We start from the raw sequence: 20,670 nt of genomic DNA on the forward strand, positions 1-20,670 counted from the left end.
AGTCCTACGCTCGGGACCCCTGGACCCACCGTTCCGGACCGCGTCACGCCCCGCCCGCGACCAGGGCGGGGCGTGCTCCGGCAATCGGCTGAATGGACCATTCACCCGTCTTCACGGCGGGGATGGCGACACCGGGTGTTCGTCCGGGGTTAGGGTTCCGGTGTGGCCATCGCACGTGCCGAACGGCTCGTCAACCTGGTGCTGTGCCTGCTGTCGACCCGGCAGTACCTGACCGCCGAACGCATCCGCGCCATCGTCCCCGGCTATGCCGACGCCGCGACGGACGAGGCGTTCTTCCGCATGTTCGAACGAGACAAGACCGAGCTGCGCGACCTCGGCGTGCCGCTGGAGACGGGTCGCAGCGCGGGCCTGGACGCGATCGACGGCTACCGCATCGCCCGCCGGGACTACGAGCTCGGCGACATCGACCTGGAGCCGGACGAGGCCGCCGCCGTCGCACTGGCCGCACGACTGTGGGACTCGCCGCAGTTCACCGGCGCCGCGCACGGCGCGCTGATCAAGCTCCGCGCCGCGGGCGTGGACGTCGACCAGGACGTGCACGTGCCGGTCGAGCCGAAGGTCCGCACCAGCGAACCGGCGTTCCCGCCGCTGCTCGCGGCCGTGCAGGAGGGGCGCGTGGTCGAGTTCGACTACCGCCGCCCGGTACCGGTCGAGGTGCGCACCCGCACGGTCGAGCCGTGGGGCGTGGTCGCCTGGCGCGGCCGGTGGTACCTCGTCGGGCACGATCGCGACCGGGACGCGCCCCGCTGCTTCCGGTTGTCCAGGATCGTGGGCGACGTCCGCGCGATCGGCAAGGCCGGCGCCGTGCAGCGGCCCGACCGGTTCGACCTGCTGTCGTTCGTGGTCCGCAACCAGCCCGCCGCCGACCAGCCGCCCGCCACGGCCAGGTTGTGGGTCGCGGCGGGCCGGGCCCAGGGCGTGCGCCGGCGGGCGGAGGTCGTCGGCTCCCGCGAGTTCGACGGCGAGCCCGGGGACGTGCTGGAGATCGAGCTGAGGTTCCCCGACTCGGCCGCCGGCTGGATCGCGGGCTTCGGCCCGGACGTGGTGGTGCTCGAACCGGAACTGCTGGCCAAGACGGTGCGGGAGAAGCTGCTCGGCGCGCTGCGCGGCGCGGGGGTGCGTGCGTGAACGCCTCCTCCGACCGGCTGCCCCGGCTGCTGGCCCTCGTGCCCTACCTGCTGGCCCGGCCCGGCATCCCCATCGACGAGGTCGCCGCCGACTTCGAGGTCACGCCCAAGCAGATCCGCAAGGACCTGGAACTGCTGTGGATGTGCGGTCTGCCCGGCTACGGCCCGGGCGACCTGATCGACCTGTCGTTCGAGAGCGACACGGTCACCGTCACGTTCGACGCGGGCATGAGCCGGCCGCTGCGCCTGACCGCGGCCGAGGCGACGTCGCTGCTGGTGGCGCTGCGCGCGCTGGTGGAGACACCGGGCGTGGCCGACCAGGACGCGGTGCAGCGCGCGGTGGCCAAGATCGAGGCCGCCGTCGGCCAGGCGCAGCCCGCGGGCGTCGCCGTGGGCCTGGCCCTGCGGGAAGCGCCCGAGACGTCACGCGTGCGGGACACGGTGTCCGACGGCGTCCTGCGCAAGCGCGCGCTGCACCTGCGCTACTACACGCCGTCACGCGACGAGATCACCGAACGGGTCGTGGACCCGATGCGGATGCTGCTGGTGGAGGGCCGCGGCTACCTGGAGGCGTGGTGCCGCGCGGCGGACGGCGTGCGGCTGTTCCGGCTCGACCGGATCGACGCCGTCGACGTGCTGGACGAGCCCGCGTCCCCGCCGCCGCACGCCACGCCCACCGACACGTCGGAGGGGTTGTTCCAGCCGGACCCGTCGCAGCGCACTGCCGTGCTGGTGCTCGAACCGGACGCCCGCTGGGTGGCCGAGTACTACCCGACCGACGGCCTGGTGGAGCTCGGCGACGGCCGGGCCAGGGTGCTCATGCGCTACGCCGACACCGCCTGGATGGTCCGCCTGCTGCTCGGGCTGGGCGGTGAAGCGCACGTCGAGCAGCCGTCCGACCTGGTGGCCGAGGTAGCCCGGCAGGCCGAGGCGGCATTGCGCCGGGCGGATCACCTCCCGGCAACCTAGGGCAAGTACGGTGGGTCTGTGCCGTACTTGCCGATCCTGGCGCCGATCGCCCTCGGGGTGGTCGTGCTCGTCCTGACCTGCGTCCGAGTCATCCGATCCTTGCGCCGCTTCCGCGCCGCAAGCACTCTGGTGGGTGACAGGGTCGGCGATGGTGTCGGTCTGCTGCGGGCGCGGTTCGCCGCGCTCGGGGTGGCCGTCGCCGAACGGCGTCCGGATCACGCCCGCGAGGGCAAGCCCCGCGTACCATCGGTGGACCGGGGGAGACAGGAGGACAACGGTGCCTAACCTCGGACCAACCGAGCTGATCATCATCGCCGTGGTGATCATCCTGCTCTTCGGCGCGAAGAAGCTGCCGGACATGGCGCGCTCGATCGGCCGCTCGGCGAAGATCCTCAAGGCGGAGACCAAGGGCCTGCGCAGCGAGGACGACCCGCAGCAGCAGCCGGGCACGACGGCGCAGCAGGCGCCCGCGCCGCAGCAGCTGCCGCCCGTCCAGCCGCAGGTGGCCCAGCAGCCGGTGGCCCAGCAGCCGGTGGCGCAGCCGCAGCAGGTCGTCCAGCCCGTGGCGCAGCCGGTCCAGCCGCAGGTGGCCCAGCCCATCGAGCAGTCCGCGCAGAACCTGCAGAACAAGCAGAACACCAACTAGACCAGCGTCGACGAGAGCCTAAGGACGGTCCGCACGGTGGGGGCAAGTCCGGTCCGGTGGTGGGCCCAGCGCCGGGAGCGCCGCAAGATCACGAGTCGCCGGGGCAACCCCGACGGCACCATGTCGTTGAAGGACCACCTCTACGACCTCCGGCACCGGCTGGGGCTGGCGCTGCTGTTCATCGCGCTGGGCGCGATCTTCGGCTTCATCTGGTGGGAGGTGCGGTTCTTCGGGCTGCCGGACCTGGGCGACATCGTCGTCCAGCCCTACTGCGGCATCCCGGAGACGCAGCGGCTCACCCAGGAGGGCCGGGGCTGCCAGCTGCTGCAGACCAAGCCGTTCGAGGTCTTCATGATCCGGCTCAAGGTCGGCGCGGGCGCGGGCATGGCGCTGACCTCGCCGCTGTGGCTCTACCAGCTGTGGCGGTTCATCTCGCCGGGCCTGTACGCCAAGGAGCGGCGGGTCGCCGTCGTCTTCGTGGCGTGCGCGTCGGTGCTGTTCGTCGCGGGCGCCACGCTCGCGTTCTACGTCGTGCCGCAGGGCCTGGCGGTGCTGGTCGGTTTCGGCGACGACCAGTTCATCACGGCGTTGACGGCGGGCGAGTACGTCAGCTTCGTGATGGCGTTGCTGCTGATCTTCGGCGTGAGCTTCGAGCTGCCGCTCATCGTGGTGATGCTCAACCAGGTCGGCGTGGTCAGCTACGAGAAGCTGAACAAGTGGCGGCGCGGCATCGTGTTCACGCTGTTCATCTTCGCCGCGATCGCCACACCGGGCACCGACCCGATCTCCATGGTCGCGCTGGCGGTGGCGCTCGTGCTGCTGTTCGAGCTGGCGATCCAGATCGCCCGGGTGCACGACAAGCGGGTCGCGCGCCGGCGCAAGGCCGAGGGCCTGGACGACATCCCGGACGACGTCGCCGCGCCGTTCGACTACACGCCGTCGGCGGTCGAGGAACCGTCACCCGATCCGGTGCCCACGCCCGACCCGGCGCCCGGCCGGGTCCGCTACGACGACGTGACCTGATCACTGGATCGAGTGAAGTCTTTGTAGGCTTCGCGACCATGTCGACGTCACTGCGGGCGGCCCTGCTGGTGTGCCCCGCCTCGGGCAAGGGCAGGGCCGCGCGCATGGCGGGCACGGTCGCGCACCGGCTGCGCGGCGCGGTCGACCGCCTCGACCTGCACGTCGCACCCACCGCCGAGGGCACCGCCGAAGCCGCGCGCCGAGCCGTCGCCGACGGGGTCGACGTGCTCGTGGTGCTCGGCGGCGACGGGGGCGCGCACCTGGCCGTGCAGGCGTGCGCGGAGTCCTCCACCGCCCTGGCCGTGGTGCCCGCCGGCACCGGCAACGACCTGGCCGCCGCACTGGGCACCACCTCGGTGGACGACGTCGTGGCCGCGTTGCGCGAGGGCACGCGCGCCCGGTTCGACCTCGGCCGCGTGGCAGGCGGCCCGTGGTTCGCCACCGTGCTGTGCGCGGGCTTCGACTCCGCCGTCAACGAACGCGCCAACGCCATGCGCTGGCCCGCCGGACCGCGCCGCTACGACCTGGCGATCCTGGCCGAGCTGGCGGCGCTGACGCCGCGCCGGCTGGTCGTGGAGACCGAGGACGAGGTGCTGGAACTGGACGCCCTGCTGGTCGCCGTCGGCAACACCACCAGCTACGGCGGCGGCATCCCGGTGTGCCCGGACGCGTCGGTCACCGACGGCCTGTTCGACCTGACCGTGGTGCGCGCCGCACCCCGCCGCACGCTGCTGCGGATGCTGCCCACGCTGCGCACCGGGCGGCACGTGGACCACCCGGCCGTGCGCACCCTCCGCGCCCGCTCCGCGCGGCTGTCCGGGCCGTCCTGGGTGGCCTACGCCGACGGCGAGCGGCTGAGCGCGGTGCCGTTGACGACCACGTGCGTGCCCGGCGCCCTCACCGCCGTCACCGGTGGCGGCTGAGCACGTCCCGCCTGCGCCACGAGCCGTGCGGCTCCGCCGTGCCCCGGTCGAAGAGCCACCCGGCCACGCTCAGCACCCCGTTGGCCGCGTCCAGCGGCGTGCCGTGCGCGGACTCGACCGTCTCGATCTCGTGCCGGCCGCAGTCCCGGATCGCGTCGCAGCGCACCGAGATCTCACCCTCCACCTGCCACGGCGGCGGCGACCGCGGCACGTTGCGGTGCGGATCCCGGGGCAGGGCGACGTGCACCCGGAACGCCACCTCCTCGAACTCGGCGAGGGCCGACAACCCCGCGTAGGGCGCGCCGGGCAGGTGGTCGAACACCAGGCCCGCGCCCGGTCTGCCCAGGTGGCCGGCCAGCCGCTCGACCCGGGTGGCGGCCTGTCGCAGCACCGCGAGCACCGGGTCGACCTCGACCAGGTCGGGGAACACCCACCTGAGGTCGCCTTCCGCCAACGGGATCGCTTCCACGTCTGACGAGTGTGCCGCACGATCCACCTTCGTGGTCTTGATAACTTCAGTGCTGACCAAAAGTCCCGTTGCGGGTTCCGGTCCGGATCTGAAGCGATTTTGTCGGTCCCGTATGACAGCCTGGACAGGTGTCAAGCACTTCGCGGTCTCCGGCCGACTCGTACGCGGACTTCCGCCGCCGCTCCTCCCGGCCCAAGCTGGCCGACTTCCTGGGGGTCATCTCGTTCGAACTCGACCCGTTCCAGCAACGCGCCTGCGAGGCGCTGGAGGACGGGCACGGCGTGCTGGTCTGCGCCCCCACCGGCGCCGGCAAGACCGTCGTCGGCGAGTTCGCCGTGCACCTGGCCCTGTCCGAGGGCAGCAAGTGCTTCTACACGACGCCGATCAAGGCGCTGTCGAACCAGAAGTACGCCGACCTGGTCGCGCGCTACGGCGCGAACAAGGTCGGCCTGCTCACCGGCGACACCTCGGTCAACGGCGACGCGCCGATCGTCGTGATGACCACCGAGGTCCTGCGCAACATGCTGTACGCGGGCTCCTCCACCCTCAGCACCCTGGCCTACGTGGTGATGGACGAGATCCACTACCTGGCCGACCGGTTCCGCGGCCCGGTGTGGGAGGAGGTGATCCTGCACCTGCCCGAGTCCGTGCGGCTGGTCGGCCTGTCCGCCACCGTCAGCAACGCCGAGGAGTTCGGCGAGTGGCTGGTCGAGGTGCGCGGCGACACCACCGTCGTGGTCGACGAGCACCGGCCCGTGCCGCTGTGGCAGCACATGCTCGCCGGCGGCCGGATGATGGACCTGTTCGCCGGCGAAGGCGCCGACGGGCACGCCCGCATCAACCCGCAACTGCTGCGGCACACCGACGACCTCTCCCGCTTCCACGTGCCGTGGAGCCGCAACCGCAACAACAAGGACCAACGCGGCCGCCCGCCGCGCGGCTCCGGCTTCAAACCGCCGTCCCGGGTCGACATCGTGCAGCGGCTCGACGGCGCCGGCCTGCTGCCCGCCATCGACTTCGTGTTCAGCCGCGCGGGCTGCGACGCGGCCGTCACCCAGTGCGTGCGGGCCGGCCTGCGGCTCAACTCCCCCGACGAGGTCGAGCAGATCCGCGAGGTCATCGAGGAGAAGACCAAGGACCTGCCGCAGGGCGACCTGATGGTGCTGGGCTACTGGGAGTGGCGCGAAGCGCTGGAACGCGGCATCGCCAGCCACCACGCCGGCCTGCTGCCCGCGTTCAAGGAGACCGTGGAGGAGCTGTTCGTCCGCGGCCTGGTGAAGGTCGTGTTCGCCACCGAGACGCTGGCGCTCGGCATCAACATGCCCGCCCGCACCGTCGTGCTGGAGAAGCTGGTCAAGTACAACGGCGAGGCGCACGTCGACCTGACACCCGGCGAGTACACCCAGCTCACCGGCCGCGCCGGGCGGCGCGGCATCGACGTGGAGGGTCACGCCGTCGTGGTGTGGCAGCCCGGCGTCGACCCGAAGGCCGTCGGCGGCCTCGCCTCGACCCGCACCTACCCGCTGCGATCGTCGTTCCGGCCCGGCTACAACATGGCCGTCAACCTGGTGAACCAGCTCGGCGCGGCCGCGGCCCGGGAGATCCTGGAGCAGTCGTTCGCCCAGTTCCAGGCAGACCGGTCGGTCGTCGGCCTGGCCCGGCGCATCGAGCGCAACCGCGAGGCGCTGGGCGGCTACGCCGAGGCGATGACGTGCCACCTCGGTGACTTCACCGAGTACGCGTCCCTGCGCCGCCGCGTCGCCGACCGGGAGAAGGCGCTGGCCCGGCAGAACACCTCCGCCAAGCGCGCCGAGGCGGCCCAGTCGCTGGAACGGCTCCGCAAGGGCGACGTGATCGCGGTGCCGTCCGGGCGGCGGTCCGGCCTGGCCGTGGTGATCGACCCCGGCCTGGAGCCCCTGGGCGAGCCGCGCCCGTTCGTCGTGACCGAGGACCGGTGGGCCGGCCGGTTGTCGTCCGCGGACTTCCCCATGCCGGTCGAGGTGCTGGGCAAGATGCGGCTGCCCAAGCAGGTCGACACCCGGTCGCCGAAGTCGCGGCGCGACCTGGCAGCGTCGTTGCGCGCCACCGGCATCGTCGCCCCCGCGATGCGCAAACGCCGGTCCACCGCCGACGACGACGCCGAACTGGCCACCCTGCGGCGGGCGTTGCGCGCGCACCCGTGCCACGGCTGCGAGAAGCGCGAGGAGCACGCCCGCTGGGGCGAGCGCTACCACCGGCTGCTCGCCGAGACCGAGCAGCTCGAGCGCAAGGTCGCCGCCACCACCCACTCGTTGGCGCGCGAGTTCGACCGCATCCGCGGCCTGCTGCGCGAACGCGGCTACCTGCACGCCGAGGAGAACGGGCCCGGCGAGGAGGTCACCGAGCACGGCAAGCGGCTGACCAGGCTCTACAGCGAATCCGACCTGCTGGCCGCCGAATGCCTGCGGCACGGCGTGTGGCGCGACCTCGACCCGGCCGAACTGGCCGCCGTCGTGTCCGCGCTGGTCTACGAGGCCCGCCGGGACGGCCCGCTGGAAGCCCGGCTGCCACCGGGCAAGGTGTCCGACGCGCTGACCGCGACCGCGCGCCTGTGGGCCGAGCTGGAGGACGACGAACGCCGCCACCGGCTCGACCGCACCCGCCAACCCGACCCCGGCTTCGCGTGGGCGGTGTACCGGTGGGCGCGTGGCGAGTCGTTGGAGAAGGTGCTGTCGGCGGCGGAGGAGAACGGCGCCGAGCTCGGCGCGGGCGACTTCGTCCGGTGGTGCCGGCAGGTGATCGACTTCCTGGACCAGATCCGCGACGTCGTCGGCGGGGGCGATCCGGTCGGCGCCGCCGCCCGGAAGGCGGTCGACGCGCTGCGCCGCGGGGTGGTGGCGATGGCCACCGTTTGACAAAGCTTTGCGGGGCGGGTGGGTACCGTGCGGGTGGCTGTGGTTTGATCGCGCCCGCAAGCCTCGCACGGCTTGCGCAGATCGTCGAAGACCGTTCCAGACCTTGTCCAGACCGACCGTCGGAGGCCGAGCATGACCAGTCCGTACGGACCGTCCGGAGGGAACGACCCGCAGCCGCAGTGGGGCCAGCAGCAACAGCCCTACGGTGGTGGGTACCCCGGCACGCCGTCGGGTGGTTTCCCCGCTCAGCAGCCCAACCCCTACGGGCAGCCGGACCCGTCGCAGCAGCAGTGGGGCCAGCAGCAGCCCCAGCAGCCGTACACCCAGCAGTACCCCGCCGGGTACGACCCGAACAACCCGCAGTCCAACCCGTACGGCCAGCCGCAGCAGGGCCAGTACGGGCAGCCCGGCCAGTTCGGGCAGCCGGGCCAGTACGGGCAGCAGCCGGGCCAGTACGGGCAGCCGGGTCAGTACGGCCAGCAGCCGCCCGCCAAGAAGTCCGGCGCCGTGCTGTGGGTCGTGGTGGCGCTCGTCGTGCTGGTGGTCGCGGCCGTCGGCATCACCGGCTTCGTCGCGCCGGGGTTCTTCAACACGAAGGTGTTCGACCAGACCGCCGTGCAGAACGGTGTCGTCGGCGTGCTGAAGGACGACTACAAGATCTCCGACGTCGAGGGCGCGACCTGCCCGGCCGAGCAGGAGGTCAAGCCGAACACGACCTTCGAGTGCAAGGTGAAGGTCGGCGGCAAGGACAAGACGGTCAAGATCACCGTGAAGACCGAGGACGGCGAGTACGAGGTCGGCCAGCCCGCCGGCTGATCGCCCCGCCCGTCGAGCCCGAGGCCACTCCCGCGCTGGTTGCGGGGGTGGCCTCGGGCGTTGTGAGGGGAAACTCGTTAGCGAAGCGAGCGAGTTGTGGGGCACCATGCGGAGGTGACCGACCACGACGTCCGCGTGCTGGACGACTCCGAGTACCGGACCGCCCACAGCCTGTTCCGCGGCACGCTGCACTACACGCCCGCGCCGGACGACCAGTGGAAGTTCGCGCGGGAGTCGTACGAGCCCGGCCGCACGTTCGGCGCGTTCGCCGACGGCGAGCTGATCGGCACCGTCCAGTCGTTCCCGTCCCGCCTGGCCGTGCCGGGTGGCGGCGTCGTGCCGCACGCGGCCGTGAGCCGGGTCGGTGTGCGGGCGGACTGGACGCGTCGCGGGGTGTTGAGCGCGCTGCAACGGGCACAACTGCGGGCGTTGCGGTCCGCGGGTGACGTGGCCGCGACCCTGCGCGCGTCCGAGACCGCGATCTACGGCCGCTACGGGTACGGCGTCGCCACCCGGTACCGGTTCCTGCGCATCGACCGGCGCACGGCCGCGCCCCGCACGCGCCCGGTCGGCCGGGTGCGGCTGGTCGAGGGCGAGGCGGGGGAGCGGGTCGCGCGCGGGTTGTTCGACGAGCTGTCGCCGGGTCGTGCGGGCACGATCGCCCGGTGGCCCGCGTGGTGGGGCCTGACCGTGCGGCGGGTGGCGGGCGAGGAGAACCTGAAGATCGCGGTGCGCTACGGCACATCCGGTGAGGCCGACGGTTACGTGATGTTCAAGGTCGCGCCGGGTGAGCACGACTCGAGCGACGACAAGCCGACCACGCTGACGGTCGGTGACCTGTGGGCGCGCGACGCCGAGGCGTGGGCCGACCTGTGGCTGTTCGTGCTCGGGATCGACCTGGTGGATCGGGTGGCGGCGTCCGGGCGGCCGGTGGACGAGCCCGTGGAGTGGCTGCTGGGTGACCGGCGGGCGTGCCGGGTCGTCGAGGAGGTCGACGAGACGTGGCTGCGCCTGGTGGACGTGCCGGCCGCGCTGTCGGCCCGAACGTACCGGTCGGGTGAGCCGGTGGTGATCGGGGTGCGTGACGCTTACCTGCCGGAGAACGCGGGGGCGTACCGGGTGACGGCGGACGGCGCGACGCGGGTCGACGACGACCCCGAGCTGGTGCTGGACGTCGACGTGCTCGCCTCCACCTACCTGGGCGACGTGTCGTTCTCGACGCTCGCCGCCACGCGCCGCCTGGACGTCGTGGACCCCACCGCCCCGGCTCGCGCCGACGCCCTGTTCGCGGTGTCCGAGGTGCCGTATAGCGGCACCTTCTTCTAACCGCTCACCCTTCCAACCGCTCACCGCCGATCGCTCGTCACTCCACTGCGCCTGCCCGATCGTTGCTCACTCGATGGTGCTCACTCGATGGTGCTCACGGACGTAGCCGGCCCAACCCGCCGCACCGCCGTCGCATCCCACGCACCAGCTCGTTTCGCGCGAGCACGAAGTCACCGTCGACCACCTGCTCGTGATCGACGCACTCCGGCCATCCGATCCGCCAACGACTTCCGCGACCGGTGACGCGCCGCCGACCGTCCACTGTCGATGGTCATCACCAGTGATCGACTCACGTGAACGCCCGCCACCGGGCGCCGGGCGTCACACTCGGCGGTCGGCGGTCGCGCGTACTCGTCGCTGATCGCTTCGCGGAGGCCGACTCAGCGGCGTTCCAACGCGGACAGCAGGCGCGGCAGCGAGCTGCCCAGGCCCCAGCGGCGGGTCAGTTCGGCGACGCGGTCCGGGTCGGCCGGGGTGGCGGGCACGAGGTCCGGGCGGTCCATGACGATGTCGGCGTCGGTGGCCACGTTGACGACGGTCGGTGCGACGGCCAGGTAGTCCTGGGCGTTGAGCAGGGCGGTGCGGGCGCGGGTGGTGAGTTTGCGGTCGCGGCCGTCGTGGACCGCGTCGAGGACGGCTTGCAGCGAGCCGAACTCGCTGATCAGCTTCGCCGCGGTCTTCTCGCCGATGCCGGCGACGCCGGGCAGGCCGTCGGACGGGTCGCCGCGCAGCACGGCCATCCCGGCGTACGCGCGCCCGGCGTCCTGCACCGGTAGCGCGTACTTGGCGGCCAACTCCTGCGGTCCGAGCAGCTCCGCCTTCGCCCAGCCGCGACCGAGGTACAGGACGCGGACCGGCGTCGGTTCCTCGCGCACGACCTGGAACAGGTCGCGGTCGCCGGTGATGACTTCGACCGGGTCGGTGGCCTCGCGGGCGGCGAGGGTGCCGATGACGTCGTCGGCTTCGTAGCCGGCCGCCTCGGCGGTGGCGATGCCCACGGCGTCCAGCACGTCGAGGATGATCGGCACCTGCGGGGTGAGGGTGTCGGGCACCTCCTCCTCGCCGTCGACGGCGCCCTCGGCGACGCGGTGTGCCTTGTACGACGGCAGGGCGGCGACGCGGAACTCCGGGCGCCAGTCGGCGTCCAGGCAGGCGACCAGGCGGCTCGCCTTCCGGTCGGTGATGACCTTCGCGATCGTGTCGACGAACCCGCGCACCGCGTTGACCGGTGTGCCGTCCGGGGCGGTCATCGACTCGGGCAGCGCGTAGAACGCCCGGAAGTAGAGGCTGGCGGCGTCCATCAGGACCAGCGGGTTGCTCACCTGGGACAGCTTGCCAGAGACCTCCGACACCGCGGGTCGCCCGCTGTGGTCCTGTGGACAACTCCCGGCGGTGGCTCCCCGGGGTGGGGTCCGGTGCCAGGTTCCGGTGGCGGGTTCCGGTGTCCGGGGCCCGGCGCCGACTCCCGTGGCAGGTGTCGCGGAGTGGAGGTGGGTGGGGTTCGGGTTTCGGGTGTGGGGGTGGTTGCCGGCGGCCTCGTTGTTCCAACCGACGTTCGAGAGGTTCGATAACGGTGTTTTTTCGATTGGAGTTCTGAAGGTTCACCCGTTGGGGAAAGACAGGGGAGGGAAAGTGCTGGTGGGGATGGGGGCAGGCTCGGATGGGTGAAGGTCGGGGTGCGGTGGCTTGTGGCGTGCGACGGGGTTCGCACCACTAGGCTTCCTCCCATGTCGACCCAAGTTGGGCCCGTGGACGTGGACGCGTTGCGGGCGCGTCTCGACCGCGCCGCCGCTGCCGCCTCCACCGCGGGCGTTGACGCGTTGCTCATCGCGCCCGGTTCGGATCTGCGCTACCTCCTCGGTGCCGGTGGGACGTCGTTCGAGCGGTTGACCTGTCTGGTGGTGCCGGTCGGTGGGACGCCCGTGTTGGTGGTGCCCAAGTTGGAGCAGCCCGGCTACGTCGACGTGCCCACCGACGCGCTCGGGGTCGACGTGGCCACGTGGGTCGACGGCGAGGATCCGTACGCGCTGGTCAAGCGGGCGGTGAAGGGGAGCCGGACCGCGGTGTCGGACATGATGCCCGCGTTGCACACGTTGCGGTTGCGCGATGTCGTGGGTGGGGACCAGGTGCTGGCCGGGCCCGTGGTGCGGGAGTTGCGGATGCGCAAGGACGCCGCCGAGGTGGCCGCGCTGCGCAAGGCGGGTGCGGCGATCGACCGGGTCCACGCGCGCATGGCCGAGTGGCTGCGCCCGGGCCGCACGGAGGCCGAGGTGGGTGCGGACATCGCCGCGGCGATCGTCGCCGAGGGCCACGTGCTGGCCGAGTTCGTCATCGTCGGCTCCGGCCCGAACGGCGCGTCGCCGCACCACGACCTGTCCGACCGCGTGATCGAGGCGGGCGACGTGGTGGTGGTCGACATCGGCGGCCCGGTCGCGGAGGGCTACAACTCCGACTCCACGCGCAACTACGTGCTCGGCGAGCCGCGTGACGCGGACGTGTGGGAGACCTACGCGGTCCTGCGGGACGCGCAGCGGGCCGCCGTCGAGGCGGTGCGGCCCGGTGTCCCGTGCGAAGCGGTCGACGCGGCGGCCCGCGACATCATCGCCGACGCGGGTTTCGGCGAGTACTTCGTGCACCGCACGGGCCACGGCATCGGGCTGGACGTGCACGAGGACCCCTACATCGTCAAGGGCAACGACCTGCCGGTGGAGCCGGGCATGGCGTTCAGCGTCGAACCCGGCATCTACCTGCCCGGCCGCTGGGGCGCGCGGATCGAGGACATCGTGATCGTGACCGCCGACGGCGTGGAGAGCGTCAACAACCGACCGCACGAGCTGGTGGTGTTGCCCGCGTGACGAACCTGGAGCCGACAGACCGGGCGATCCTGCGCGAACTGGCCGCCGACGGCCGGTGCAGTTTCACCGACCTCGCCGAACGGGTGGGGCTGAGCGTGTCGGCGGTGCACCAGCGGGTGCGGCGGCTGGAGCAGCGCGGTGTGGTGCGCGGCTACGCGGCGCGGCTGGACGGCGACGAGATCGGCCTGCCGCTGACCGCGTTCATCTCGCTGACCCCGATCGACCCGGCTGCTCCCGACGACTACCCGAAACGGCTGGAGCACCTGCCGCAGATCGAGGCGTGCTACTCCGTGGCCGGCGACGCGTCGTACGTGCTGCGGGTGCGGGTCGCGTCGCCGCACGGGCTGGAGGAGCTGCTGCGGCAGATCCGCGAGGTGGCGAACGTGTCCACTCGCACCACGGTGGTGCTGTCCACCCCGTACGAGGACCGGCCGCCCGCGGTCTGATCAGAACAACCGCGCCCACGCGTCCGCGAACGGGCGCAGCACGTCGCGGTCGCGGCGGCCGGGCGCGGCCGGCAGGAGGAGTTCGACCTCCTCGTCGGTCGCGGGCCGCACGGACCGCACCCACTCGCGCGCGACCGCCACGTCCGCCGCGTCGGACACGACCGCCACCGCCTCCACGTCGCCGATCCGCCGCACGACCACGTGCTCGGCGCCGTCGACCCGGTGCACCGGCTCCGTGCCCTCGACGGTCGCGGGCCGGACGACCAGCCGCGGGACCGCGCCCGGCCGGACGGCCGGGTCCACCGGCGTGAACCGGTAGATCGCCCGGTCGTCCTCGATGCGCAACGACGGGTGGTGGTACCCCTCCGGCGTGGCGACCAGCAGCACGCCACCGGGAGGCCCGGCGTTCCGGATCCGGGACGCGGTGTCGTCGGCGGGCATCGTCGTGGGGAACCACAGGCCGAAGGCCACCGCGGCGACGGTCACCGCGACGGCCGCCAGCCGCACCACCAGGCCGTGCGCCAGCATCGCCGCGACCAGCGCGAACGGTATCCCGACGGCGGGCAGCACGAGCCACGTCGGCGGCTCGGCGGGCGTGCTCGCCTCGACCACCGCGTGGTGGAACACGATCCCGACCAGCCCGAGCACGGTCACCAGCGCCGCCCAACCGACCCGGCGCAGCGGCGTGGCCGTCCACGGGCTGCCGGCCGGGATGAGCGTGCCGACCAGGTACACCACGACGAACGGGCCGAGCATGCCGACGCCGACCAGCCCGGCGCTCTCGACCAGGAACCCGAACAGCACCAGCCAGCCCACGGCCGTCGCGGTCACGCCCACCGCGATCCACAGCACGGCGATCTGCAACGGCACCCGGTAGTCGATCACCCGTCCACGCTCTCACGCGGACGGGTCGGACGGGATCGGTGGCTCTACTCGACGGGGTCGGCGGGGATCGCGTCGTAGGCGGCCCGGACGCGGTCGAGCGCCGGGTCGTCCGCCGGGTACTCGACGTCGTCGATCCGGGACACGCCCACCAGGCCGATCGAGTTCGCCAGGAACGCGCCGCGGTAGCGGCCCACGTCGACCGACCGCACCACCTCCCGGCGTGACGGCAGTTCCCGTTCCAGCAGTTGCATCGTGATGCCGTGCAGCCAGTCCGCCCGCGGCCACACCACGCCGCCGTCGCGGTCGAAGAACCCGATGTTGGCGATCGCGCCCTCCACCACCACGCCGTCGGACGTGAGCAGCGCGTCGTCGAAACCGGCCTGTCCGGCGCGCTTGCCGTGGTGGAGCTGACCGAACCCGCCGAGGTGCTTCACGTGCGGCAACGGGCGCGTGTAGGCGACCGGCACCAGGCGCTGCGGCGTCGTCGGGGGCGTGGTCGGCGGGCGCACCGCGACCAGCACCGACGGCTCGGCGACACCGAACACGACGACCCGCACGGCCGCGTCACGCACGTCGCCCAGCGCGTGGGCGATGAGGGCCCGGACGTGCTCGCCCGCCAGGCCCGTGCCGTACAGCTCGCGGTTGGCCCGGTCCAGCCGCCGCAGGTGCAGGTCCAAGCCCTTCACCCGGCGGTCGCGGACCTGCATCGCGGTGAAGTGCCCGTAGTTGGCCAGCAGCCCGGCCGCCAGCCGCTCGGTGGTCGGCGGCCCGCCGTCGATCTCGATCCTCAGCACGGTCGCCGACCGTAGCGTGGCCGGAATCGAGGGTCGCCGGTCGTTGCCGCCCCCGTCGGCGAGGGGAGAGGGTGGGCGGTGTGGAACGAGAGGTGCTGGTGGTCGGGTACGACGGTGCGGCGCTGACCGACATCGCGGGCCCGGCGGACGTGTTCGACGGCGCGAACCGGGCGCGCACGACCGACCCGGCCCGTGCGGGTCACGGGACGCCCGACGGCTACCGGGTGCGGTTGGCGGCTGTCGGTGGCGGGTTCGAGGTGACGGGCGGGCTGCGGGTGGAGGCCGAGGACCTGCGGGACGTGTCCGGCGGGGTGGACACGGTCCTGGTCGTCGGCGGCTTCACGTTCGCCGACGCGGCCCGCGACGACGAACTGCGCCACCACCTGCGGCGCGTAGCGACCGGCGCGCGCCGGGTGGCCAGCGTGTGCACGGGCGCGTTCGTGCTGGCCGAGGCCGGGCTGCTGGACGGCGCCCGCGCCACCACGCACTGGGCGTACTGCGACCGGCTGGCCGCGCGGCACCCGTCGGTGGACGTGGTGCCGGACGCGATCTACGTGCGGCACGGGCGGCTGGTCACGTCCGCCGGCGTCACCGCGGGCATCGACCTCGCGCTGGCCCTGGTGGAACAGGACCACGACGCCGCGCTGGCCCGGCTGGTCGCCCGCTGGATGGTGGTGTTCCTGCAACGCCCCGGCGGCCAGTCGCAGTTCAGCGTGCGGTCGCGGGTGCCGCCCGTGCGGGAGCCGGGACTGCGGGCCGTGCTCGACGCGATCACCGACGACCCGGCCGCGGGCTGGACGGTCGAGGAGATGGCCCGCCGCGCCGCGATGAGCCCGCGCCACTTCGCCCGGGTGTTCCCGCGCCGCGTCGGCGTCTCACCCGCCCGGTTCGTCGAGCGGGTGCGCGTGGAAGCGGCGGCGACGGTGCTGGAGTCCGGCGACGAAGGGCTGGACGTCGTGGCCAGGCGCACCGGGTTCGGCTCCGCGGAGACGCTGCGCCGGGCTTTCCTGCGGGTGCTCGGCGTGACGCCGGGTGGGTACCGCGACAGGTTCCGCACCACCGGTGCGGCATAGGAGGGGATCGACGTGGACGTGGCTTTCGTGCTCTACCCGAGGATGACCGCGCTCGACCTGGTCGGGCCGTACGAGGTGCTGGCCCACCAGCCGGAGGTGACCGCGCACTTCGTCGCCGCCTCGCCCGACCCGGTCACCACCGACGCGGGGCTGGCGGTCGTGCCGACGACGACGTTCGCCGAGCTGGACCGCGCGGACGTGATCGTCGTGCCCGGCGGCGGTGGCTGGGCGGAGGCGCTGGCGGACGGGGTGGTGGCGGCGTGGCTGCGGGCGGTGCACCCGACCGCGACCTGGACCACGTCGGTGTGCAGCGGGTCGACGCTGCTGGCGCAGGCGGGCATCCTCGCCGGCCGGCCCGCGACCACGCACTGGGCGCTGCGCGACGAGCTGGCCGCCCTCGGCGCGGTGGTGCGCACCGACCGGGTGGTCGTCGACGGGACCGTCGTCACCGGCGCCGGGGTGTCCGCCGGGATCGACCTGGCGCTCACCCTCGTCGGCCTGCTGTGGGGCGACGAGCGGGCCCGGTTCACCCAGCTGTTCATCGAGTACGACCCCGAGCCTCCCCACGAGGTCGAGGTGCCCGGGGAACCGGCCGCCGACCTCGTCGCCTTCGCCCGGGGCGTGTTCGCCGGGCGCTGACCGGCTCACCGCGACCAGCACGGCGGGCTGCCCGCCGTGCCGGCGCAGGACCCGCAGCGGCAGGCCGGCCAACGCCAGCACCGAGCCCTCCGCGAACAGCTCGCCGTCCAGGTCGAGCGTGCCGCTGAGCACGACCACGAGCGCGTCACGCCACTCGCCGGGGTCGTAGGGCCGCTCGTCGGCCACGGTGACCAGCCGGACGTCGAAGGTCACAGCGTCGCGGGCAGGCCGAAGAGCGGGAACCGGTCCGACGGGAACGTGACGACCTCCGCGATCTCGTCGCCCTCCACGCGCAGCACGTCCAGCGCCACCGGCTTGAAGTGCTCCTCGCCGGGCCTGCGGGCGTAGTTGGCCAGCGCGGGCTGCCGGTTCGCCCACGTCACCAGCACCTTCCACTCGCCGAACGCCTCCGGGCCGACCATGACCGGCGCCCAGATGTCGATCACGGTGTCCCGGCCCCGGTGCCACTCGGGCTGCGGCGGCATCGTCCACGTGACGTCCTCGCGCAGCACCGACGCCATCAGCGCCACGTCGCAGCTCTCGGTGGCCTCGACCAGCTTGCGGACCACGGCCTTCTCGCGCGGGTTCGGTTCGCCCGACCAGTCGGTCCGCCGTTGCGGCAGGTGCTTGCGCATGGTGACGCGGGCGCGTTGCAGCGCGCTGTTCACCGCGGGCACGGTCTCCTCCAGCAACGCCGCCGTCTCGCTCGCCGGCCAGCCCAGCACGTCCCGCAGCACCAGCACCGCCCGCTGCTTGGCGGGCAGGTGCTGCACCGCGGCCAGGAACGCCAGTTCGATGGTCTCCCGCGCCACCACCTCCGCGTCCGGTTCGGCGTCCAGCAGGGCGTCCGGGAACGGCTGCAACCACGGCACGTCCGCCACCGGCATCTCGTCGGTGGTGGCCCGCGCGGGACGCCGGCCGATCACGTCGAGGCACGCGTTCGTCGCGATCCGGTACAGCCACGCGCGGAACGACGAACGCCCTTCGAACGTGTCGCGGGCCCGCCACGCCTTGAGGAACGTCTCCTGCACCAGGTCCTCGGCCTCGTCGAACGAGCCCAGCAGCCGGTAGCAGTGCACCCGCAGCTCGTGCCGGTGCCGTTCGGCCTCCCGCGTGAAGTCCACCGTCATCCGCGCAACCTCGCTCATGGTCACCCTCCGGGCTTGTACGGTGACGTGCCGGTCGCACGCCGCACAACTTGAGACGCGGTCGGCCCGGGAAACTCATCGGTCGCTCGGATCGGGGGAGCACTTGGTCGGGGGCACGGGGTTCCGCGCGGTGTTCGCGGTGCCGGAGTTCCGGGTGCTGTGGTCGGCGGCGGTGCTGTCGACCGTCGGCGACCAGCTGGCCCGGGTGGCGTTGTCGGTGCTGGTGTTCCAGCGCACCGGGTCGGCCGCGTGGACGGCGCTGACCTACGCGTTGACGATGCTGCCCGCGCTGGTGTCGGGCGTGCTGCTGACCGGTCTGGCCGACCGGTACCCGCGGCGGACCGTGATGGTGGTCGCCGACGCGGTGCGGGCCGTGCTGCTGGCCGTGATGGCCGTGCCGGGCGTGCCGCTGCCCCTGGTCGCCGCGTTGCTGGTGGTCGCGCAACTGGCCGAGCCGCCGTTCGCCGCCGCCCAGGGCGCCCTGCTGCCCACCGTGCTGGGGGAGGAGTACGAGGCCGGGCAGTCCGTGCACCTGATCACCCACCAGGCGGGGCTGCTGCTCGGTTTCGTCGGCGGCGGGCTGGTCGTCGCGTGGCTGGGCACGTCCGGTGCGCTGCTCGCGGACGCGGCGACGTTCGCGCTGTCGGCGCTGCTGCTGCGGTTCGGCCTGCGGCAACGGCCCGCTCCGGCGTTCGTGCCCGCCGCCCACGTGCGGATCAGGGCCGGCGCCGCGCTGGTGTGGCGGGACCGGAGGCTGCGGCTGCTGGTGGGGCTGGGGTGGTTGGCGCTGTTCACCGTGGTGCCGGAAGGGCTGGCCGCGCCGTTCTCGGCCGAGGTCGGGGCGGGCGCGGCGGGCGTCGGCCTGCTGCTGGCCGCCGACCCGGCCGGCATGGTGCTGGGCACCGTGCTGCTGCGGTTCCTGCCCGCGTCCACGCGCGTGCGGCTGCTCGGCCTGCTGGCCGTCGCCACCGCGTTGCCGCTGGTCGGGTACCTGTTCGCGCCGGACCTCGTGGGCGCGGTGGCGCTGCTGGCGCTGAGCGGCGTGTTCAGCGCGTACCAGGTGACGGCGGGCGCGACGTTCGTCCGCCTGGTGCCCGACGAGCAGCGCGGCCAGGCGTTGGGCTTCGCCCGCAGCGGCCTGGTCGCCGCGCAGGGCCTCGGCGTGGCCGCGGGCGGCCTGCTGGCCTCCGCGACGGGCTCCGCGACCACCGCGATCGCCGTCGCGGGCATCGCCGGCACCGTCCTGGCGCTCACCGCCACCACCGCGTGGTCCCGCGTCGCCCCCGCCGCGGTCGCCTGACGGTGCTGCGGCGCAACCGGTCGTTCCTGCTGCTGTGGGCGGGGCAGGCGGTGTCGCTCGTCGGGTCGCAGGTGACCGCCGTGGCGGTGCCGCTGGTGGCGGCGCTGACGTTGGGCGCGGGGGCGTTCGAGGTCGGGGTGGTGGCGGCGTGCGGGCGGGTGCCGTACCTCGTGTTCGGGTTGCCGGCGGGGGTGTGGGTGGACCGGTTGCCGCGGCGGGTGGTGGCCGCGGTGTGCGCGGTCGGGCAGGCGGTGTGCCTGGCGGTCGTGCCGGTGGCGGCGGGGCTCGGTGCGCTGACGGTGGCGTCGCTGGCCGCGGTGGCGGCGGTGGCGGGGACGTTCGCGGTGTTCGGGGACGTCGCCGGGCTGGCGCTCGTGCCGATGGTGGTGCCCGCCGAACAGCGGACGCGGGCCCAGGGCGCGGTGGAGGTGGGACAGGCCACGGCGCAGGTCGCGGGCCCCGCCCTGGGCGGGTGGCTGGTCGGGGTGGTCACGGCGGCGGGCGCGTTGGTGGTCGACGCGGTCAGCTTCCTCGTCGCGGCCGTGACGCTTCTGTGGGTGCGGGTCGTGGAACGGCCGCAGGCCGGCGCGGGCGTGGGTGACGGCGTGCGGGCCGTGTTCGGGCACCAGGGGCTGCGGCGGGTCACGTTGTGCACCGCCACCCAGGTCTTCTGGTTCAACGCCTTCACCGTCGTGGTGCTCCTGCACCTGGTCTCGGCGCTGGGGCTGTCCGCGGCACGGGCCGGGTTGACGTTGTCCGTCGGCGCGGTCGGCGGGCTGCTCGGCGCGCTCGTCGCGGCCCGGTCGGGCGAGCGGTGGGGCCGGCGCCGGACGATGGTCGTCGCCGTCCTGGTGACCGGCGTGGGACAGGCGCTGGTCGCGGTGGACGTGCTCGTGGTCGGCGCGGTGGCGGTGATGTGGTTCGCGCTCCAGGTCTACAACGTGCACCAGGTGCCGGTGCGGTACGAGGCGACGCCCGCCGCGCTGCACGGCCGGGTCAACGCGACCATCCGCACGGCCGTCTGGGGCACCGCGCCCGCGGGCGCGCTGGTGGGCGGGCTGCTCGGCGACGCCGTCGGCCTGCGCGCCACGCTCGTGCTCAGCGGCCTCGGCGCCGCGACGGCGTGCCTGTGGCTGCTCCGGGCGCGCGTCGACTGACCGCGCCGGCCGCGGGAGTGGCAGTGCTCACCGCGGCCCGCACGTGCTCCAGGGCGTTGACGTCCGTCAGGGGTTCCCGTCTTCACCAGATCTTGTCGCGCATGGCGGCGCACCTCCCCTCGACGTGGCTCGCGGTCGGCCGGAACCGGTGGGCACCCG

Annotated in this window: 20 protein-coding genes; 15 read left to right on the top strand and 5 right to left on the bottom strand. The window is 73.4% G+C overall.

What is annotated here, in order from left to right; genetic code table 11:
* Positions 1–162: 162 nt before the first annotated feature.
* The 6 genes from FHX81_RS35970 (at position 163) to FHX81_RS35995 (ending at position 4,709) form a co-directional block, all read left to right on the top strand.
* Positions 163–1,149 carry a helix-turn-helix transcriptional regulator gene (locus tag FHX81_RS35970; RefSeq protein WP_141982942.1) on the top strand — a complete coding sequence of 329 codons (987 nt, stop codon included), beginning with the start codon at positions 163–165 and terminating at the stop codon, positions 1,147–1,149.
* Positions 1,146–2,117, top strand: coding sequence for a helix-turn-helix transcriptional regulator (locus FHX81_RS35975; protein ID WP_141982943.1), 972 nt, complete (start codon positions 1,146–1,148; stop codon positions 2,115–2,117). The genes FHX81_RS35970 and FHX81_RS35975 overlap by 4 nt, the downstream gene beginning before the upstream one ends.
* 18 nt (positions 2,118–2,135) lie before the next feature.
* Complete coding sequence (locus FHX81_RS35980; protein ID WP_141982944.1) at positions 2,136–2,402, top strand: bacteriophage holin; 267 nt, start codon at positions 2,136–2,138, stop codon at positions 2,400–2,402.
* Positions 2,395–2,763, top strand: a complete 369-nt coding sequence (tatA, locus tag FHX81_RS35985) for a Sec-independent protein translocase subunit TatA (RefSeq protein WP_141982945.1) — start codon at positions 2,395–2,397, stop codon at positions 2,761–2,763. Before FHX81_RS35980 ends, tatA begins: the two co-directional genes overlap by 8 nt.
* A gap of 120 nt (positions 2,764–2,883) precedes the next feature.
* On the top strand, positions 2,884–3,786 hold the full coding sequence (gene tatC, locus FHX81_RS35990) for a twin-arginine translocase subunit TatC (protein WP_141984316.1): 903 nt from the start codon (positions 2,884–2,886) through the stop codon (positions 3,784–3,786).
* Positions 3,787–3,824: 38 nt separating this feature from the next.
* On the top strand, positions 3,825–4,709 hold the full coding sequence (locus FHX81_RS35995) for a diacylglycerol/lipid kinase family protein (protein WP_141982946.1): 885 nt from the start codon (positions 3,825–3,827) through the stop codon (positions 4,707–4,709).
* On the opposite strand, the gene FHX81_RS36000 is transcribed toward FHX81_RS35995, so the two are convergent.
* Positions 4,693–5,178 carry a hypothetical protein gene (locus FHX81_RS36000; RefSeq protein ID WP_141982947.1) on the bottom strand — a complete coding sequence of 162 codons (486 nt, stop codon included), beginning with the start codon at positions 5,176–5,178 and terminating at the stop codon, positions 4,693–4,695. The genes FHX81_RS35995 and FHX81_RS36000 overlap by 17 nt on opposite strands.
* Positions 5,179–5,306: 128 nt before the next feature.
* On the opposite strand from FHX81_RS36000, the gene FHX81_RS36005 reads away from it, so the two are divergent.
* The 3 genes from FHX81_RS36005 to FHX81_RS36015 all read left to right on the top strand — a co-directional run bounded on the left by FHX81_RS36005 (position 5,307) and on the right by FHX81_RS36015 (position 10,214).
* Positions 5,307–8,072 carry a DEAD/DEAH box helicase gene (locus tag FHX81_RS36005; RefSeq protein WP_141982948.1) on the top strand — a complete coding sequence of 922 codons (2,766 nt, stop codon included), beginning with the start codon at positions 5,307–5,309 and terminating at the stop codon, positions 8,070–8,072.
* Between the two features lie 132 nt (positions 8,073–8,204).
* On the top strand, positions 8,205–8,888 hold the full coding sequence (locus tag FHX81_RS36010; RefSeq protein WP_141982949.1) for a DUF4333 domain-containing protein: 684 nt from the start codon (positions 8,205–8,207) through the stop codon (positions 8,886–8,888).
* A gap of 114 nt (positions 8,889–9,002) precedes the next feature.
* A complete protein-coding gene (locus FHX81_RS36015) occupies positions 9,003–10,214 on the top strand; it encodes a GNAT family N-acetyltransferase (protein WP_170232295.1) in 1,212 nt (403 codons plus the stop codon).
* 380 nt (positions 10,215–10,594) lie between these two features.
* Here the strand turns inward: FHX81_RS36015 and FHX81_RS36020 are convergent, their stop codons facing one another.
* On the bottom strand, positions 10,595–11,536 hold the full coding sequence (locus FHX81_RS36020; protein ID WP_141984317.1) for a 5'-3' exonuclease: 942 nt from the start codon (positions 11,534–11,536) through the stop codon (positions 10,595–10,597).
* 405 nt (positions 11,537–11,941) lie between these two features.
* On the opposite strand from FHX81_RS36020, the gene FHX81_RS36025 reads away from it, so the two are divergent.
* On the top strand, positions 11,942–13,069 hold the full coding sequence (locus tag FHX81_RS36025) for a M24 family metallopeptidase (RefSeq protein ID WP_141982951.1): 1,128 nt from the start codon (positions 11,942–11,944) through the stop codon (positions 13,067–13,069).
* Entirely contained in the window at positions 13,066–13,515 is a 450-nt protein-coding gene (locus FHX81_RS36030; protein ID WP_211363654.1) for an Lrp/AsnC family transcriptional regulator, read from the top strand. The genes FHX81_RS36025 and FHX81_RS36030 overlap by 4 nt, the downstream gene beginning before the upstream one ends.
* Here the strand turns inward: FHX81_RS36030 and FHX81_RS36035 are convergent, their stop codons facing one another.
* Together FHX81_RS36035 and FHX81_RS36040 are read right to left on the bottom strand one after the other, a co-directional pair.
* Positions 13,516–14,400: a hypothetical protein gene (locus tag FHX81_RS36035; RefSeq protein ID WP_141982952.1), complete on the bottom strand. Its 885-nt coding sequence runs from the start codon at positions 14,398–14,400 to the stop codon at positions 13,516–13,518.
* A gap of 44 nt (positions 14,401–14,444) precedes the next feature.
* Positions 14,445–15,194, bottom strand: a complete 750-nt coding sequence (locus tag FHX81_RS36040; protein WP_141982953.1) for an aminotransferase class IV — start codon at positions 15,192–15,194, stop codon at positions 14,445–14,447.
* Between the two features lie 80 nt (positions 15,195–15,274).
* On the opposite strand from FHX81_RS36040, the gene FHX81_RS36045 reads away from it, so the two are divergent.
* Both FHX81_RS36045 and FHX81_RS36050 read left to right on the top strand, forming a co-directional pair.
* Positions 15,275–16,267 (top strand): GlxA family transcriptional regulator, encoded by a 993-nt coding sequence (locus FHX81_RS36045; RefSeq protein ID WP_141982954.1) that lies wholly within the window; start codon positions 15,275–15,277, stop codon positions 16,265–16,267.
* A gap of 12 nt (positions 16,268–16,279) precedes the next feature.
* Positions 16,280–16,906, top strand: coding sequence for a DJ-1/PfpI family protein (locus FHX81_RS36050; protein ID WP_141982955.1), 627 nt, complete (start codon positions 16,280–16,282; stop codon positions 16,904–16,906).
* Positions 16,907–17,115: 209 nt separating this feature from the next.
* Here the strand turns inward: FHX81_RS36050 and FHX81_RS36055 are convergent, their stop codons facing one another.
* The gene (locus tag FHX81_RS36055; protein ID WP_281291768.1) at positions 17,116–18,060 is read right to left on the bottom strand and encodes an RNA polymerase subunit sigma-70; all 945 of its coding nucleotides are present in this window, start codon (positions 18,058–18,060) and stop codon (positions 17,116–17,118) included.
* Between the two features lie 97 nt (positions 18,061–18,157).
* Between FHX81_RS36055 and FHX81_RS36060 the strand changes: the two genes are divergently transcribed.
* Positions 18,158–19,354 (top strand): MFS transporter, encoded by a 1,197-nt coding sequence (locus FHX81_RS36060; RefSeq protein ID WP_211363655.1) that lies wholly within the window; start codon positions 18,158–18,160, stop codon positions 19,352–19,354.
* A 2-nt stretch (positions 19,355–19,356) separates the two neighbouring features.
* The gene (locus FHX81_RS36065) at positions 19,357–20,511 is read left to right on the top strand and encodes an MFS transporter (protein WP_170232296.1); all 1,155 of its coding nucleotides are present in this window, start codon (positions 19,357–19,359) and stop codon (positions 20,509–20,511) included.
* The last annotated feature ends 159 nt before the right edge of the window (positions 20,512–20,670 follow it).

The organism is Saccharothrix saharensis (genome assembly GCF_006716745.1).
Classification (GTDB): domain Bacteria; phylum Actinomycetota; class Actinomycetes; order Mycobacteriales; family Pseudonocardiaceae; genus Actinosynnema; species Actinosynnema saharense.

Coding starts and splice junctions, on each gene's coding strand:
- FHX81_RS36010 (WP_141982949.1), top strand. CDS start 8,205: ATGACCAGTCCGTACGGACCGTCCGGAGGGAACGACCCGCAGCCGCAG.
- FHX81_RS35995 (WP_141982946.1), top strand. CDS start 3,825: ATGTCGACGTCACTGCGGGCGGCCCTGCTGGTGTGCCCCGCCTCGGGC.
- FHX81_RS36025 (WP_141982951.1), top strand. CDS start 11,942: ATGTCGACCCAAGTTGGGCCCGTGGACGTGGACGCGTTGCGGGCGCGT.
- tatC (WP_141984316.1), top strand. CDS start 2,884: ATGTCGTTGAAGGACCACCTCTACGACCTCCGGCACCGGCTGGGGCTG.